Annotated in this window: 17 protein-coding genes, 2 tRNA genes and 1 pseudogene; 13 read left to right on the top strand and 7 right to left on the bottom strand. The window is 42.2% G+C overall.

Going from position 1 to position 16,445, the window contains the following annotated elements; genetic code table 11:
* Nucleotides 1-84, top strand: a pseudogene (locus tag WFH18_RS13780) (IS1 family transposase); the annotation flags it as partial.
* Here the strand turns inward: WFH18_RS13780 and WFH18_RS13785 are convergent.
* The gene (locus tag WFH18_RS13785) at nt 65-253 is read right to left on the bottom strand and encodes a hypothetical protein (protein ID WP_336755072.1); all 189 of its coding nucleotides are present in this window, start codon (nt 251-253) and stop codon (nt 65-67) included. The pseudogene WFH18_RS13780 and the gene WFH18_RS13785 sit on opposite strands and share 20 nt — an antisense overlap.
* Before the next feature lie 323 nt (nt 254-576).
* Here WFH18_RS13785 and cysD point away from each other — a divergent pair, with 323 nt between their 5' ends.
* The 3 genes from cysD (at nt 577) to WFH18_RS13800 (ending at nt 3,677) form a co-directional block, all read left to right on the top strand.
* The gene (gene cysD / locus WFH18_RS13790; protein ID WP_004730252.1) at nt 577-1,491 is read left to right on the top strand and encodes a sulfate adenylyltransferase subunit CysD; all 915 of its coding nucleotides are present in this window, start codon (nt 577-579) and stop codon (nt 1,489-1,491) included.
* 151 nt (nt 1,492-1,642) lie between these two features.
* Nucleotides 1,643-3,259 (top strand): sulfate adenylyltransferase subunit CysN, encoded by a 1,617-nt coding sequence (gene cysN, locus WFH18_RS13795; protein WP_121980160.1) that lies wholly within the window; start codon nt 1,643-1,645, stop codon nt 3,257-3,259.
* A gap of 145 nt (nt 3,260-3,404) precedes the next feature.
* On the top strand, nt 3,405-3,677 hold the full coding sequence (locus WFH18_RS13800; RefSeq protein ID WP_044111600.1) for a hypothetical protein: 273 nt from the start codon (nt 3,405-3,407) through the stop codon (nt 3,675-3,677).
* 43 nt (nt 3,678-3,720) lie between these two features.
* Here WFH18_RS13800 and WFH18_RS13805 read toward each other — a convergent pair whose 3' ends face one another.
* Complete coding sequence (locus tag WFH18_RS13805) at nt 3,721-4,065, bottom strand: thioredoxin family protein (protein WP_005107508.1); 345 nt, start codon at nt 4,063-4,065, stop codon at nt 3,721-3,723.
* A 130-nt stretch (nt 4,066-4,195) separates the two neighbouring features.
* Here WFH18_RS13805 and WFH18_RS13810 point away from each other — a divergent pair, with 130 nt between their 5' ends.
* The 3 genes from WFH18_RS13810 (at nt 4,196) to WFH18_RS13820 (ending at nt 6,664) form a co-directional block, all read left to right on the top strand.
* Nucleotides 4,196-5,188 carry an NAD(P)H-quinone oxidoreductase gene (locus WFH18_RS13810; protein WP_121980159.1) on the top strand — a complete coding sequence of 331 codons (993 nt, stop codon included), beginning with the start codon at nt 4,196-4,198 and terminating at the stop codon, nt 5,186-5,188.
* A gap of 216 nt (nt 5,189-5,404) precedes the next feature.
* Entirely contained in the window at nt 5,405-5,608 is a 204-nt protein-coding gene (locus WFH18_RS13815) for a hypothetical protein (protein WP_004646307.1), read from the top strand.
* A 153-nt stretch (nt 5,609-5,761) separates the two neighbouring features.
* The gene (locus WFH18_RS13820; RefSeq protein WP_121980158.1) at nt 5,762-6,664 is read left to right on the top strand and encodes a helix-turn-helix transcriptional regulator; all 903 of its coding nucleotides are present in this window, start codon (nt 5,762-5,764) and stop codon (nt 6,662-6,664) included.
* A gap of 151 nt (nt 6,665-6,815) precedes the next feature.
* On the opposite strand, the gene WFH18_RS13825 is transcribed toward WFH18_RS13820, so the two are convergent.
* Nucleotides 6,816-6,901: transfer RNA gene (locus tag WFH18_RS13825), tRNA-Leu, on the bottom strand.
* Nucleotides 6,902-6,911: 10 nt separating this feature from the next.
* A tRNA-Cys gene (locus WFH18_RS13830) sits at nt 6,912-6,985 on the bottom strand.
* Between the two features lie 153 nt (nt 6,986-7,138).
* Here WFH18_RS13830 and folD point away from each other — a divergent pair.
* Together folD and WFH18_RS13840 are read left to right on the top strand one after the other, a co-directional pair.
* Entirely contained in the window at nt 7,139-7,987 is an 849-nt protein-coding gene (gene folD, locus WFH18_RS13835; RefSeq protein ID WP_121980157.1) for a bifunctional methylenetetrahydrofolate dehydrogenase/methenyltetrahydrofolate cyclohydrolase FolD, read from the top strand.
* 135 nt (nt 7,988-8,122) lie between these two features.
* Nucleotides 8,123-8,791, top strand: coding sequence for a class I SAM-dependent methyltransferase (locus WFH18_RS13840; protein WP_005262348.1), 669 nt, complete (start codon nt 8,123-8,125; stop codon nt 8,789-8,791).
* 65 nt (nt 8,792-8,856) lie between these two features.
* On the opposite strand, the gene WFH18_RS13845 is transcribed toward WFH18_RS13840, so the two are convergent.
* Nucleotides 8,857-9,279 (bottom strand): hypothetical protein, encoded by a 423-nt coding sequence (locus WFH18_RS13845; RefSeq protein WP_005262346.1) that lies wholly within the window; start codon nt 9,277-9,279, stop codon nt 8,857-8,859.
* Between the two features lie 135 nt (nt 9,280-9,414).
* Nucleotides 9,415-11,241 carry a phosphoenolpyruvate carboxykinase (GTP) gene (locus WFH18_RS13850; protein ID WP_336755069.1) on the bottom strand — a complete coding sequence of 609 codons (1,827 nt, stop codon included), beginning with the start codon at nt 11,239-11,241 and terminating at the stop codon, nt 9,415-9,417.
* A 417-nt stretch (nt 11,242-11,658) separates the two neighbouring features.
* Between WFH18_RS13850 and WFH18_RS13855 the strand changes: the two genes are divergently transcribed.
* The 4 genes from WFH18_RS13855 (at nt 11,659) to groL (ending at nt 15,518) form a co-directional block, all read left to right on the top strand.
* A complete protein-coding gene (locus tag WFH18_RS13855) occupies nt 11,659-12,597 on the top strand; it encodes a diacylglycerol/lipid kinase family protein (RefSeq protein ID WP_034439262.1) in 939 nt (312 codons plus the stop codon).
* Nucleotides 12,578-13,354 carry a metallophosphoesterase family protein gene (locus tag WFH18_RS13860; RefSeq protein WP_005262340.1) on the top strand — a complete coding sequence of 259 codons (777 nt, stop codon included), beginning with the start codon at nt 12,578-12,580 and terminating at the stop codon, nt 13,352-13,354. Before WFH18_RS13855 ends, WFH18_RS13860 begins: the two co-directional genes overlap by 20 nt.
* 168 nt (nt 13,355-13,522) lie before the next feature.
* Complete coding sequence (locus tag WFH18_RS13865; RefSeq protein ID WP_004646315.1) at nt 13,523-13,813, top strand: co-chaperone GroES; 291 nt, start codon at nt 13,523-13,525, stop codon at nt 13,811-13,813.
* Between the two features lie 70 nt (nt 13,814-13,883).
* Nucleotides 13,884-15,518 (top strand): chaperonin GroEL, encoded by a 1,635-nt coding sequence (gene groL / locus WFH18_RS13870; RefSeq protein ID WP_121980355.1) that lies wholly within the window; start codon nt 13,884-13,886, stop codon nt 15,516-15,518.
* Between the two features lie 67 nt (nt 15,519-15,585).
* On the opposite strand, the gene WFH18_RS13875 is transcribed toward groL, so the two are convergent.
* Nucleotides 15,586-16,080: a copper resistance protein NlpE gene (locus tag WFH18_RS13875; protein WP_005262338.1), complete on the bottom strand. Its 495-nt coding sequence runs from the start codon at nt 16,078-16,080 to the stop codon at nt 15,586-15,588.
* Nucleotides 16,081-16,445: the final 365 nt, after the last annotated feature.

The raw sequence follows: 16,445 nt of genomic DNA on the forward strand, positions 1-16,445 counted from the left end.
AGTTGCAACTTTTCTAAAAAGCTCGAAAATCATTTTAAAGCCTTTGATTTGACTTTCTTTTACCTTAATAACGGATTTGTTTAACGCCAGCATACTTTTTGAAACACCACCAGATATTTAAAGGCTTGCCATCATCACTGAAAGGTTCTTGCAAGACCAAAATATTTTGCTGGTGCTGATAAATATAACTAGCAAGCTGGGCCTGTTCCAGACGGGTTTTTACAGTGGCAAGATCAAAAGCGCTATAGGGCATAAACGAAGTATATCAATAGGGAGAATTGAGTCTTACTCTAGTAATTTTTTAACTATTTGAGAACCACTACTTTAGATTATTTTCCTAGGATTTTATTGGCTTAGCGACAGGGTAATATATAGCTATACCACACAATATCCTCGCTTGAATTGGGCAAATTATTGATTCATAAAAACTGATATTCATTATTGATGAATTTTTATATGAGCTTTTGATATATCAATATCATAAAACAAGCAATGGATAGGATAAGTAAATCACTATAATGAATATAAATTTTCAAAAGTGTCATAAGTACACGTTTTTCTAAGCTGGTGTTGTCCATGTCGTTAAATGAGGAAAGACTTACTCATCTCAAACAGCTTGAAGCTGAGAGTATTCATATCATCCGCGAAGTTGCTGCCGAGTTTGAAAATCCGGTCATGCTGTATTCGATTGGTAAAGATTCGGCGGTCATGCTGCATCTTGCGCTAAAAGCGTTCTACCCAGCAAAACTTCCATTTCCATTATTACATGTCGATACAGGCTGGAAGTTTAAAGACATGATCACTTTCCGGGACAACATGGCGAAAACCCATGGTTTCGATTTGATCGTGCATCAGAATAAAGAAGGGGTTGAAGCAGGTATTAACCCGTTCGACCACGGTAGTTCTAAATATACCGACATCATGAAAACTCAGGGCTTAAAACAGGCTCTGGATAAATACGGTTTTGATGCTGCTTTTGGTGGCGCGCGCCGTGATGAAGAAAAATCACGTGCGAAAGAACGTGTTTATTCATTCCGTGATTCGAAACATCGCTGGGATCCGAAAAACCAGCGTCCAGAACTTTGGAATCTTTATAACGGTAAAGTGAATAAAGGCGAAAGTATTCGTGTATTCCCATTATCTAACTGGACTGAGCTGGATATCTGGCAATACATCTATTTGGAAAGTATTCCATTAGTACCACTTTATTTGGCTGCAGAACGTCCTGTGGTTGAACGTAGTGGAACACTTATTATGGTTGATGATGAACGTATGCCTTTAAAAGAAGGTGAAGTTCCACAAATGAAATCGGTACGTTTCCGTACTTTGGGTTGTTATCCATTAACAGGTGCTGTGGAATCTACAGCCAATACCTTGCCGGAAATTATTCAGGAAATGTTGCTGGCAACCAGTTCTGAGCGTCAAGGTCGTATGATTGACCATGATGAAGCAGGCTCGATGGAGAAGAAGAAGCAGGAAGGCTACTTCTAATCTCCCCCCCCTAAAATCTCCCTTGCGCAGCAGTGCTGCTCACCTCTTTGAGAAAGAGGGGCTTAAAAAGCGGAGTGAAGTCTTCCTTTTCTAAAGGGCGATTTAGAGGGATTGAAAAACGATTTCTAAAGAATATGTGGAGCTTTGAGCGATGTCTCATCAATCTGATTTAATCAGCCAAGATATCTTGGGCTATCTGAAACAACATGAAAATAAAGACCTGTTACGTTTCCTGACTTGCGGTAACGTGGACGATGGTAAATCGACGTTAATCGGTCGTCTGCTGTATGATTCAAAATTGATTTATGAAGATCAATTACAGGCTGTGACCCGTGACTCGAAAAAAGTCGGTACGACAGGTGATGCACCTGACTTGGCGCTTCTGGTCGATGGTTTACAAGCAGAGCGTGAGCAAGGCATTACCATTGATGTGGCCTATCGTTATTTCTCGACAGAAAAACGTAAGTTCATCATCGCGGATACGCCGGGACACGAACAGTACACTCGTAACATGGCGACAGGTGCGTCGACGTGTGACCTTGCGATCATCTTGATTGATGCGCGTTATGGCGTGCAAACCCAGACGCGTCGTCATACCTTTATTGCGAGTTTGCTCGGTATCAAGAACATCATTGTTGCGATCAACAAGATGGACTTGGTGGAATTCTCTGAAACACGTTTCAATGAAATCCAGGCTGAATATGCGGCATTCGTTGCACAATTGGGCGACCGTAAACCAAGCAATATCATCTTTACGCCTATTTCTGCATTGAATGGCGATAATGTGGTGAACAAGTCGGCCAATACGCCGTGGTACACTGGTGAAACGCTGATGGGTACGCTTGAGTCGGTAGAAATTAATCGTAGTTCAGCGAAGCAGGATTTCCGTTTCCCTGTGCAGTACGTGAACCGTCCGAACCTCGACTTCCGTGGTTTCTGCGGTACGATCGCACTTGGCGATATCAATGTTGGTGATACTGTAACGGCATTACCATCAGGTAAGTCGTCTACAGTGAAAGAAATCGTCACTTTTGATGGTAATCTTGAGCATGCCGTTGCAGGTCAGGCAGTGACTTTAACACTCAACGATGAAATTGATATTTCACGTGGTAACGTGTTAATTCGTGCGGATCAAGCTGTTCCAAATATTTCCCGTTCAGTTCAAGCGACTGTGGTGTGGATGGCTGATCAACCGCTGGTGATTGGCAAGCTGTACAACATCAAGATTGGTACACAAACCGTTCCGGCAAAAGTAACGGCAATTCATTACCGTACCAACGTCAATACATTGGAAAAAGTTCAGGTGGATAAGCTTGAGCTGAATGCAATTGCCAATGTGACTGTTGAGTTTGATGCACCAGTGGTCTTTGACCGTTATCAGGACAGCCGTTTCACCGGTTCGTTTATCTTTATCGATCGTTTGAATAACGTGACGATTGGTGCGGGTATGGTGGAAGAATCAGTTGAATGGTCTGCACACGATGAGCCTGTCACTGCAGAAGCACGTGCAGCACGTTTGGGTCAAAAACCTGCTGCGGTGACTGTATCTGGTAAAGCTTTGGAAAATGCTCAGGCGCTTGAAAGCTTGTTGCTTCAGCAAGGGATCGTTGCTATTGCTAAAGCAGGTTTGAATGCGGAGCAGGTTGCACTGGTTCGTGAAACTGGTGTGGTTGTGATTACCGATGCTGCTGAAGGTACAGACACGACTTTAACCGTAGATACAGTTGAAGAACTTGCTGAGAAGATTGTGGAATTGGTTCGTCTTTAAGACTGGACTGATTTGAAGAAACCCGCTGAAAAGCGGGTTTTTTATTGCCTAAATTTTGATTGCATGAAAATCATTCGATTAGTCAAAATGTGATCTTTCAATTTACTAGTCAATTAATACAATACTCCCTAGATTTGGGGAATATATGAAAAAATTAATATTGCTGGCTGGCTTGTGTGTGGCTTTTGGAGCTGAAGCCAAACAGAGCAGCCAAAGCGTTGAAGCAATCAAGCAAAAAATAATCCAGCAGTCGATTGAGAATTATCCAGGAAATTGTCCGTGTCCTTATAATACTGCACGTAATGGTAGTCGTTGTGGTAAGCGTAGTGCTTATAATCGTGCAGGCGGATATGCGCCGCTGTGTTATCCGGAAGATGTGAGTGATCGAATGGTAAAGGAATATAAAGGGCGTAGTTAATTAAAGAGAAATATTTTTGTTGGATTTAGCTTTACATGGATAATTACTCATAAGAATCATTAAGGACTAAGGCCAGAATAGCTTTCATTTCAGTTAAACTTTTCACGCCTGCAATCCTTTTAATAATTTCTCCATTTCTAAAAATAAGCGTAGAAGGCAAACCATAGGCATTATAGCGCAAGGTTAAAATCGGAGACTGATCCACATTGATCTTGCCAAATTTAACTTCAGGATTTACCTCAGCATAGTATGTCGCCAGTTCGGCAAAGATCGGAAAATTCTGAACACAGGGCTTGCACCAGTCTGCATAAAAGCGAATCACGGCAAAACCTTCAAACCACTCAAAATCACTGTAATTGTTTTCGTTATATTCGATCACTTGGGTCATGGTTGGCCTATTATCAATTTCCTGAATAGTCCCCCGATTATACATAAGTCCGATGTAGCTTCATTCCTCATGCTAACTATGTTCAAATAAGTCCAAGATATATGAAATGCATAGATTAGGGAAAGAAATCATGTCGCAACAAACCATGCAGCAAGTCATTATTACAGAACCGGGTGGTGTTGATAAACTCGCTTATGAAATGGTGACTGTACCTGAACCTAAAGCAGATGAAGTTCTGGTGAAAGTTCATGCCTTTGGTATTAACCGTCCAGATATCCTGCAGCGTCAAGGCTTATATCCGATGCCTAAAGGGGTAACACCAGTTCCTGGTCTGGAAGTGGCAGGGGAAGTGGTTGCGGTTGGTAGCGATGTCAGCCAGTTTAAAATCGGTGACAAGGTTTGTGGCCTGACCAATGGTGGCGGTTATGCTGAATATTGCGTAGTGCCAGAAAGCCAGACCTTGAATATTCCTGAAGGCGTAAGTTTTGTACAGGCAGCGGCCATTCCTGAAACTTTCTTTACTGTATGGGCGAACGTGTTCCAGATGGGTAAGGCCAAAGCAGGGGAAACGGTACTGGTGCATGGTGGAACGAGCGGGATTGGTACGACTGCTTTGATGTTGTGTAAATCACTTGGCATCAAAACTTTTGCAACCGTCGGTTCGGATGAAAAAGTTGCAGCGATTTCTGATTTAACCACGGCTATTAACTATAAAACTCAGGACTTTGAGCAAGTTATTAATGAAGCCACTGACAATGGTGGTGTCGATGTCATTTTAGATATGGTCGGTGCACCATATTTAGAGCGTAATTTGAATTTGTTGCGCCGTGATGGACGTCTGGTCTATATCGCTTTCTTGGGTGGTGCCAAGGCTAAAGAAGTCAAACTCGGTCAGATTATGATGAAACGTTTGACCATTACCGGTTCCACCATGCGTGCACGTAGCACGGCTGAAAAAGCGGAAATTGCACAAGGTCTCAAAGAGCAGATTGCACCATTATGGGCGAAAGGCGAATGTCTCCCGATGATCTATAAAACGTTTAAATTTGATCAGATTCAGGATGCCCATGCCGCAATGGATACTGGAGAGCATGTGGGTAAAGTTGTGGTTGAAATTATTTAATACGGGATAAGTGATTCAAAAAAAAGCCAGTAATTTTACTGGCTTTTTTTAATTTTAAGTAAAATCTTATTACAAATAAATATATAAAATTTTGAATAAAAATTAAAAAATGCTAACGGTTCGACACAACCTGTCAGGAATGCCACGTAAATTGCATGTATCGATAATTCCGACCAAAAGGTTAAACATTCACATGAATGTGAGAGGGAAAATAAGATGAAAATTATTTCAACAGCATATAGTTCAAAACATAGTTTAAGAGCATTACGACGTATTCATAAAATGATTATTCGCGGAACCATCAGCTGGGTAGAGTTACATAAAATGTATCGGGCGATGCTGCATCTGGAGCGTTATATAGAAAGATTAACAATACAAAATCGTCATTCAAGCAAGAAAGCATCCAGAAAATCCAAATAAGATCTTGTATTTTTAGGGTGAATAAAGGGTCAAGATCTGATGCAAAAAAATATCTTAGACTTTGTCCTAATATTATTCATTGATCGGTATTCAGTATAATCATTCAACATCTAGCGATAAATAAGTACATGAGAATGTATTAAGTGGGGATTTATGAAGCGCCCAGCTTCAACACATGAGCGTCTTGCAGAGCGTTTAGCCAGAATTTTGACCAAATTAAACGTCGGATATCAACTCCGGGCTGCAGAGCTAGCTGCAGAATTTCAGGTCAGCACCCGCACCATTGAGCGTGATTTTGATCGTCTAGGCTCTTACTTACCCTTACTTCAAGATGAACAGAAACGATATTATCTGGAACCCTCTTATTTAGGGCGGTTTAAATTGCAGGATATCCAGACTTTTGCCCAGCTTTCGGGGATCAGTGAGTTGTATCCGGCGTTGGATATGTCTTTTATGCGTGAACTGCTGGATGAGCGGGCAAATCAGGTATTTTCGGCAAAAGGCTATTATTTTGAAGATGCCAAACAGTTTGCCGAACATTTCAAGTTGCTTGCAAGCGCAATCTATAAACGTCAGCAGGTTGAGTTGCAATATTCAGATCAATTGCGAATCATTAAGCCTTATCGCTTGATTCACCATCATGGTATCTGGTATCTGGTGGGCGTAGATCAGGACAAGTTGCGCACTTATCGCTTAAGTCAGGTGCAACAGCTCAAGCTGGTTTCTAAGGCGGAGAGCTTTGCGCATGATCCTGAAATACTGAAAATGCTGGCAGATGAAGACAGCATCTGGTTTGGGCAGCAAAAGCAGCAAGTCTTAATCAGGGTACAACCTGAAGTCACGGTCTTTTTTAAAGAGCGCCGTTTATTTCCAGAACAGCAGATCGAGCAGGAAGCCGAGACTGGAGAGTTAGTGATCAGTTGCCAGATTCGTCACGAAATGCAGTTGTTGCCTTTGGTGCGTTACTGGTTGCCCTATGTGAAAATTATTGAGCCGATTCATTTTCAGCGGAAACTGGAACAGGATTTGCAAGGATATTTACGTTCTGCTGGATGATATTGAGAAAGCAGAGCAGGAGGGCCTGATTAATGATGACACTTTAAATGGGAATTTAATTTACTTATTTTTTGACTAACTAAATTACAGACATAAAAAAACCAGCTTTCGCTGGGTTCTTTATTTGCACCATCTTTCTATAGTAGAAGAATGGTGCCCGAGGCCAGACTCGAACTGGCACGCTTTGTGGGCGGGGGATTTTAAATCCCCTGTGTCTACCGATTTCACCACTCGGGCTTTAACAAGATGGAGGCGGAGGTCGGAATCGAACCGGCGTCCACGGAGTTGCAGTCCGCTGCATGACCACTCTGCCACCCCGCCGCGTCTTGTTGATGCGTATATTAGCAAGCTCAGAAAAAAAAACAATAGTGTATTCATCTGTATGCGCATAAAAACATCATCTGGCGGAAAATATTTAAATTATTCATGTAGAATGTGCAAAATTGATTCATATCAACACTTGGGAGAAATGCCGTGGCATTAGTTCTAGACGGTCGTGCATTGGCGAAGCAAATTGAAGCTGACTTGTTTACTCGCGTAGAAGCGCTGAAAGCAAAATCAGGTCGTACTCCAATTCTTGCGACGATTTTGGTAGGTGACGATGGTGCATCTGCAACTTATGTGCGTATGAAAGGCAATGCTTGTCGCCGTGTTGGTATGGATTCATTAAAAGTTGAGCTTCCAACCGAAACCACAACTGAACAACTTCTTGCAGAAATTGAAAAGTTAAATGCCAATCCAGATGTACACGGTATTCTGCTTCAGCATCCGGTTCCTGCACAAATCGATGAGCGTGCTTGCTTCGACGCAATCTCACTTGAAAAAGACGTCGATGGCGTCACTTGCCTGGGTTATGGGCGTATGGCGATGGGCGAAGCTGCCTATGGTTCAGCGACGCCTGCCGGGATCATGACGATTCTGAAAGAAAACAACATTGAAATCGCGGGTAAACATGCGGTGGTTGTCGGTCGTTCTGCAATTTTGGGCAAACCAATGGCTGCGATGCTGCTAGAAGCGAATGCAACCGTAACCATTTGCCATTCACGTACTCAAGATCTTGCAAGCTTTGTTAAGCAAGCGGACATCATTGTCGGTGCGGTAGGTAAAGCAGAATTAATTCAAAAAGACTGGATCAAACAAGGTGCAGTGGTTGTTGATGCTGGTTTCCATCCACGTGATGGCGGTGGTGTTGGTGATATCCAACTTGTTGGCATTGAAGAAATTGCTGCTGCTTACACACCAGTTCCGGGTGGTGTAGGTCCAATGACGATTACCACTTTAATCCGTCAAACGGTTGAAGCTGCTGAAAAAGCTTTAGGTTAATCAAATCCTCCCTAACCCTCCTTTTTCAAAGGAGGGAACTCTGATCACTATTTTTGGATGGAGTTTCCCCCTCTTTTTTAAAGAGGGGCTAGGGGAGATTCTTCAAAGACATTAATACTAATTAAAAGAAATCTAATGAGCTGCACCTTCCGACTCCCTCAAGCCCCAGAACATCTACTAAAAGCCTTGCATGATGTGATTCCACACTGTGAGCTACATGCACAGCAATTGCCGGATACACCCATTTCCCTGTGGCTGATTCCGCCAGTATTCCCAACAGATAAGCTGGATGATGAGGTGATTCGTCGCATTTGGAATGATACACCATACTGGATCTTTTGCTGGGCCTCAGGCTTGGCGATGGCGCAGTGGCTATTGGCAGAGCCGCATCATGTTAAAGACAAAGTAGTTTTGGATTTTGGGGCGGGATCGGGCGTAGTTGCCATTGCGGCGAAAATGGCAGGTGCAAAACGTGTGATCTGCTGTGATATCGATCAAGTTAGTCTAGATGCCTGTCGTGCCAATGCAGAGCTAAATGATGTCGAGCTTGAATATCTGGATGACCTATATAAGGCAGAGAAAGTGGATATTTTATTAGCCGCAGATGTGCTTTATGATCAATGTAACCGTTTCTTCCTGGATGAGTTTTTAAGATTTGCACCTGAGGTCTGGGTTGCAGATAGTCGAGTAAAAAACTTTAGTCATCCTCAATATGAAAAACTGGATGAGCGCAGTGCAACGACTTGGCCAGATCTGGATGAATCACCAGAATTTCGTAATGTCAGTTTCTATAAAACACTTTAAAGTTGAAAAATCAAAAAGGGCAGTTAGCCCTTTTTGATTGTCTTGATTTCTATAAGTATCAGATATTAAGAACAAGTATAACGAATAACGCGCATGGTCGTTGGGCGGGCTTCTAAAGCTTCGCGTGCACCCGGGTTCTCGCTATTATGTAAATCGGGCGTGTTGCTTAAGCTGATTTGCGTGCGGCTATTACCCAGTTGGCGGCCATAGTTTTCCTGTTCCGCAGTTGGATTGGAAATTTCATTGGTGCTTAAAATCTGGATATTGTAAGTTTTGGAATTTCCTAACACGTGTCTGCAAGCGGCTTGCAAGCGATTTTCATCCTGGCTTGGTCGTCCTGAGAGGGTGTAGCTCAGGGTTGCTGTATTGCCTGAACGTTCCAGAATCTCATAGCCACTTTGTCCATTGAATTGATGGGGTGTGGTCTGACATGCACTCAGTACAAAACTGCTTGCAGCCACAGCCAAAATTACTGTTGTTCTTTTCATATTTATAGTTCCTGAAGTCTTGGCTTAAGTATGCCATATTTTGCTTAAGCAGCTGCTCTGGTCAATTGTGATCAATTGTTTAAACAGCCAATAAAAAAGGCCGCTTATGCGACCTTTTTTAAATTAAATCAGCAATTAAGCAGATTTAACCGCAGCAATAAGTTCTGCTTGACGAGTTTTTAACGCTTCCGGTAAACGCTCACCCAGCTTGTCGAACAATTCAGTATGGCTTTCAAGTTCTTTGATCCATTGATCTTTGTCTTGAGAAGTTACTAGGTCAAATTGTTCTTTAGTGAAGTCAGAACCAGTCCAGTTCAACTGTTCGTAAGTAGGAACTAGGCCGATTGGTGTTTCAACAGCATCAGCACGACCTTCACAACGGTCAATAATCCACTCAAGAACACGCATGTTTTGACCGAAACCAGGCCATACGAAGTTGCCTTCAGCATCACGACGGAACCAGTTCACGTTGTAGATACCAGGAAGTTTGTTGCCAGCAGCAGCTTTCGCACCCACTTGCTCACCCATTTCTAACCAGTGCGTGAAGTAATCCGCCATGTTGTAGCCAGCGAATGGCAGCATCGCGAACGGGTCACGACGAACGATACCTTGTTGGCCAACAGCAGCAGCAGTGGTTTCAGATCCCATAGTCGCAGCTTTGTAAACACCGTCAACCCAGTCAAATGCTTCTGAAATTAGAGGCACTGTGTCTGCACGACGACCACCGAAGATGAACGCAGAAATTGGCACACCAGCTGGATTTTCCCAGTCAGCGTCAATAGAAGGGCATTGACCAGCTGCAACTGTGAAACGAGCATTTGGATGCGCTGCTTTTTCTTCGCCAGTGTGTGGTTGGCCTTTCCAGTTAGTCAGGTTGGCAGGCGCTTCTTTAGTCAGGCCTTCCCACCATACTTCACCATTGTCAGTCACAGCAACGTTTGTATAAATCACGTCTTTGTGCATGGTTGCCATACAGTTCGGGTTGGTCTTGGTATTGGTACCAGGCGCTACACCGAAGAAACCAGCTTCTGGGTTGATTGCATATAGGCGACCGTCTTCACCTGGTTTGATCCAGGCAATATCGTCACCTACAGTTTCAATCTTCCAGCCTTCATAGCCTGCTGGTGGAATCAGCATAGCGAAGTTTGTTTTACCACATGCAGATGGGAATGCAGCTGCGATGTAGTGTTTTTCACCTTGTGGGTTGGTCACGCCAAGGATCAGCATGTGTTCAGCTAACCAGCCTTGTTGACGACCCATGAATGATGCAATACGTAATGCCAGGCATTTTTTACCCAACAATGCGTTACCGCCATAACCAGAACCATAAGACCAGATCTCACGCGTTTCTGGGTAATGCACGATGTATTTTTCTTTGTTGCAAGGCCATGCAACATCTTTTTCGCCATTCGCAAGCGGAGCACCTACAGTGTGTACGCAAGGAACGTATTCACCGTCAGTACCAAGAACGTCATAAACAGCTTTACCCATACGAGCCATTTTAGACATGCTTACTGCAACGTAAGGAGAGTCAGTTAACTCGATACCGATATGAGCGATATGAGAACCCAATGGACCCATTGAGAATGGAACCACATAAAGTGTACGACCTGCCATTGAACCGTCAAATAAACCGTTCAATTTTTCGCGCATGACAGCAGGTGCTTCCCAGTTGTTGGTCGCGCCAGCATCGTCTTTGTTTTCAGAGCAGATGTAAGTACGATCTTCAACACGTGCTACGTCAGAAGGATCAGAATTTGCAAGATAAGAACCAGGATGAGTTTCTTGATTCAGCGCTTGCATTGTGCCGTTAGCGATCATCAAGTCGATATAACGTTGATATTCTTCTGCGCTACCGTCACACCATTCAATTTTTGCTGGTTTTGTTAATTTAGCAATCTCTTCCACCCAAGCAATAAGCTTAGGGTGACGAACGAATTCTGGTGCGTTCACTTGGGTCATGGTGAGGCCTATCTCAAATGTGTACAAATTAGATGTACAAAGTACAATCCGAGCAATAAAAAATATCGCCCAGATGAAGTATGAAAAAAAGTGGCTGTATTAAAGCATAAAATGATAAAAAAAATAAGACCAAAGAAGTGCTAGATTTCTTTTGGAATATAATGCTATTTTATTTATAAATATAAGTAAAACAACAAGATAAAACTAAATGTTTGAATTATTAATATTATTTATTTAAATTATGGATAGTATTTATTTTAAAAATTAATATTAAAATCATTATCTTAATTTTATAAGACCTCTAATATTCATTATTGATTAAATAAATGGTTGCCATTTGAATTTTACATAAAGCCACTGTTAATTGTCTATGAATTGGACAAAATGCCAATAGGCTTCAATGAAATTGCGCGAAAAATGTCTAATCAATCTAAACCCTTATCGCTAATTTTTAATCATAAAGCTGGTTTTCGCATACAGGGGCCAGAAGGCATTTATGAGCAGCTGATCGATATATTTTCAGCCCAGGGTTATCAAACTAAAGCTTATGAAATCAATGATTCACAGCAATTTGATAAAATTATGGCTGAGGTGCTTGAACAGCATTTGGCATCTAGCGAGTCAGGAATTATCGTTGCGGCAGGCGGAGATGGAACTTTAAATACAGTCGCCAAACATGTGTTGAATACGCAAATTCCTGTCGGTATTTTGCCTTTAGGGACTTTTAACTATGTAGCCAGATTATTGGGGATTCCGCTAGATTTACTTGAAGCGGCAAAAGTGATTGCGACAGGACAGCCACAACGTATGAATGTTGCTCGGATCAATCAGGAAATTTATCTGAATAATGCCAGTTTGGGTCTATATCCTTTATTTATTAAAAAACGTGAAGACTATAATCGTATTTTTGGTCGCTTACCGCTACATGCCTATACTTCTGCACTGGATGTTTTAATTCGCGACCGTAAAGAATTAAAACTAAAAATCTGGGTGGATCAAAAGAAATATCCGGTAAAAACACCACTGATCTTTTTTGGCAATAATCCCTTGCAACTGGCGGATATGAAAATGCGCATTGCAGAAGCGGCTGAAAAAGGCAAAGTGGCGGGAGTGATAGTTTCTAAAAGTGATAAGCTTACTTTATTTAAGCTAGTGTATCAGCTGATTCGAGGCAAGATTGACCAAGCATCAGATGTCTATAGTTTTGCAGCCGATCAAGTCAGAATCGAATCCAGAGCCAAGAAATTGATGGTGGCGATTGACGGGGAAATTGTGGAAATGGCCCCGCCACTCAATATTTCTGTATTAAAAGATAGCCTAAGCGTAATGGTGCCACATGATCCTGCATCTGTCTGATCTGCATTTTGGAACAGAGAAGCCGGAGTGTTTAGACGCGATTCGACATTTCTGTCAGACCCATCCACTTGAAGCTGTCGTCATCAGTGGTGATCTGACTCAGCGCGCACGATTGGGCCAGTTTTTTGCCTGTAAAAAATTTTTAGATCAGCTCAATACGCCTTATATGGTGATCCCGGGGAATCATGATATTCCGCTCTATCATTTGTGGAATCGGCTTTTCAATCCATTTACCCGTTACCAGATTTTTTTTGGTGAATTGGAGCCAATATTTGAAACTGAAAATTTTTATCTGATTGGGGTGAATTCGATCCGACGTCGATATCATACCAAAGGGCATTTATCCCTTGAGCAGATTCAGCGTATTGACCTGACGCTGGCGCAGGCGCCTGCGTCCAAATTAAAAATCATTGTCAGCCATCAGCCTTTTTATGTACCCTTTCAAAATAAGCGCGGTTTCAAGGACAGTCCACTGATGGCCAAAATTGCTTTAGAGGCCTGGGCAGAGCATGGTCTGTTTGCGCTGTTACATGGGCATCTGCATCAACCCGCGATTTATGATTTGAATCAGATGTTCGGACTAGGGGTGGATCATCCTGTATATGATGTGCATGCGGGGACTTCTGCGTCAAATCGTCTACATAAAGATGAACCTAACAGTTTTAATCTGATTGATGCCACAGGAAAAATTTCTCAATATTTGTTCGACGAAGCGGCGCAAGCCTTTTTGTTGAAAGCCGATCTGCTGAATAAATAGACGAAAACCTATGATTCGTTAAAAAAAACCAATTTTTTTTCATTTTTGCCCTTGAAGCGTTTTATTCCATCTCCATAAAAGTGACATCAAAAATTTTTGATGATGACCCATGGAATAATTAAGTCGTCATCAGTGACCTAAAAAAGACTTAGTCTGATGGAGTTATTTATGAGCAACATTCGTCCATTACATGACCGCGTTGTTATTCGTCGTGTTGAAGAAGAAACTAAAACAGCTGGAGGCATTTTACTTCCAGGTTCGGCTGCTGAGAAACCTGCTCAAGGTGAAATCATTGCAGTTGGTAATGGTCAAATCACTGATAATGGCGTACGCGCGTTAGACGTAAAAGTTGGCGACAAAGTATTGTTCGGTACTTATGCAGGCACTACTGTAAAAGTAAACGGCGAAGAGCTTTTAATCATGAAAGAATCTGACATTTTAGCGGTATTAGAAGCTTAATCTGCGCTAAAAAAGTTTTATTCATTCCAAATCAGATTTTGTAAAGATACAACAATATTCGGAGTCAAATATGTCAGCTAAAGACGTAAAATTTGGTGATTCAGCTCGTTCAAAAATGATTGCTGGTGTAAACACCCTTGCAGATGCAGTAAAAGTTACGCTTGGTCCTAAAGGCCGTAACGTGGTGATCGACCGTTCTTTCGGTTCACCGCACATCACTAAAGATGGTGTCACTGTTGCCAAAGAAATTACGCTGAAAGACAAGTTTGAGAACATGGGTGCTCAACTGGTTCGTGAAGTTTCTTCAAAAACTAACGATATCGCAGGTGATGGTACAACGACTGCAACTGTTCTTGCTCAAGCAATCTTGAACGAAGGCATCAAGTCAGTAACAGCGGGTATGAACCCAATGGACTTGAAACGCGGTATTGATATTGCGGTACGTTCTGTTGTTGAAAACATCAAGGCAACAGCAAAACCGGCATCAGACTCTAAAGCGATTGAGCAAGTAGGTTCGATCTCTGCTAACTCTGACACGACTGTAGGTCAACTGATTGCGCAAGCAATGGAAAAAGTGGGCAAAGAAGGCGTGATCACGGTTGAAGAAGGTTCAGGCTTCGAAGATTCGCTTGACGTAGTTGAAGGGATGCAGTTTGACCGCGGTTATATTTCTCCGTACTTCGCGAACAAGCAAGATACTTTAACAGCAGAACTTGAAAATCCGTTCATTCTTCTTGTTGATAAAAAAATCAGCAATATTCGTGAATTGATTACAGTACTTGAAGCTGTTGCTAAAACTGGCAAACCGCTTTTAATCATTTCTGAAGATGTTGAAGGCGAAGCGCTTGCGACGCTTGTTGTTAACAACATGCGCGGTATTATCAAAGTATGTGCGGTGAAAGCACCTGGTTTTGGTGACCGTCGTAAGGCTATGCTTCAAGACATCGCGATCTTGACTGGCGGTACTGTGATTTCTGAAGAAATCGGCATGCAGTTGGATCAAACGACGCTTGATCACTTGGGTACAGCACATAAAGTGACTGTATCTAAAGAAAATACTGTGATTGTAGATGGTGCGGGTAACGCTGGCCAAATCGCTGATCGTGTACAGCAAATCCGTGCACAGATCGAAGAATCTACTTCAGAATACGACAAAGAAAAACTTCAAGAGCGTGTAGCGAAACTTGCTGGCGGTGTTGCTGTCATCAAAATTGGTGCTGCAACTGAAGTTGCAATGAAAGAGAAGAAAGACCGTGTAGACGATGCGCTTCACGCGACTCGCGCTGCGGTTGAAGAAGGTGTTGTTGCAGGTGGTGGTGTTGCACTGGTACGTGCTGCATCTGCACTTGAAGGCGTAACAGGCGCGAATGATGATCAAAACGTAGGTATCAACATTCTTCGCCGCGCGATTGAAGCACCGCTTCGTCAAATCGTATCTAATGCAGGTGATGAGCCTTCTGTAGTGATCAACGCTGTGAAGAATGGCGAAGGTAACTTCGGTTATAATGCTGCAACTGGTGAATATGGCGATATGCTGGAAATGGGTATTCTTGACCCTGCTAAAGTAACTCGTTCTGCACTTGAGCACGCAGCTTCTGTTGCTGGCCTGATGCTGACCACTGAATGCATGATCACTGAAATCCCAGAAGACAAACCTGCAATGCCTGATATGGGCGGCATGGGCGGTATGGGCGGCATGATGTAATTCATCATCCGAGCATTTCATAAAAAAATCCCCGCAATAGCGGGGATTTTTTTATGCGTTTACAAAATTATGATGCGGACTTTTTAACTAATTTATAATTTAAATTACTGTCAATTTTTTTACCTGATTTCATCTCGCGTGCTTCAATAAAATTTTCACCGACAAAGAATTTACGATTTTCAGCTTTGTTATCTAATGTGATAATTGAAGGATCTTGAGGGTCAAAACTGAAACTGCCTTTAGTTTCGGTCTCATTATTTCCAGCTTTACCTAAATATTCCTCATTTAGCTCATAGGTTTTATCCGGATTGAGATCTAGCTCGACCTTAATCCCTTCACAGTCAGCACAAGGAAAAACACCTTCATATTCACCTGCCCAATCTAGTGAGGTTTCTGCGCTATCAGCACGGTTCATACTGGTATCCGCGTTATTTTGCTCCATCATGGCTGGGCTGGATTGAGCATTATTATTCATCGGCTCATTATCATTGGGCTTTGAACAGGCGGTTAAAGCTCCTGCAATAACAACTGCTAGCGCAGCAGTAAGCGTTAATTTTTTCATTGTTTTGACCCTATTAAATTATTTGTTATGAATTACATTAAAAGTAGTCAGTACAGATAAATAGGGCAATCTTGTTAAAGTTTGATTCATTAGGTGAATCAGGCCAGAGTTATTGATAAGTGAGCAGGATTTAAGAATTTTTAGTCAAGTTTAAAGTCACTTTATGCTGTTTCGTTAACTAATTCTGAACGCTATGATTACAAAATAATGATAATGCGGAGGGGATAATGAAATTAGAACAAGAAAATAATCTGATAGGACTTACGCACTATTATTTATAGATTCTCTGTGGTAGCAGATGATTTTTATCGAGAATAAAGTCATCAATGAAGTTTTTGATAACTGGTCTAAATAATTTCTTCTGC

It is taken from the genome of Acinetobacter sp. USHLN143 (assembly GCF_037145695.1).
GTDB classification, from domain to species: domain Bacteria; phylum Pseudomonadota; class Gammaproteobacteria; order Pseudomonadales; family Moraxellaceae; genus Acinetobacter; species Acinetobacter fasciculus.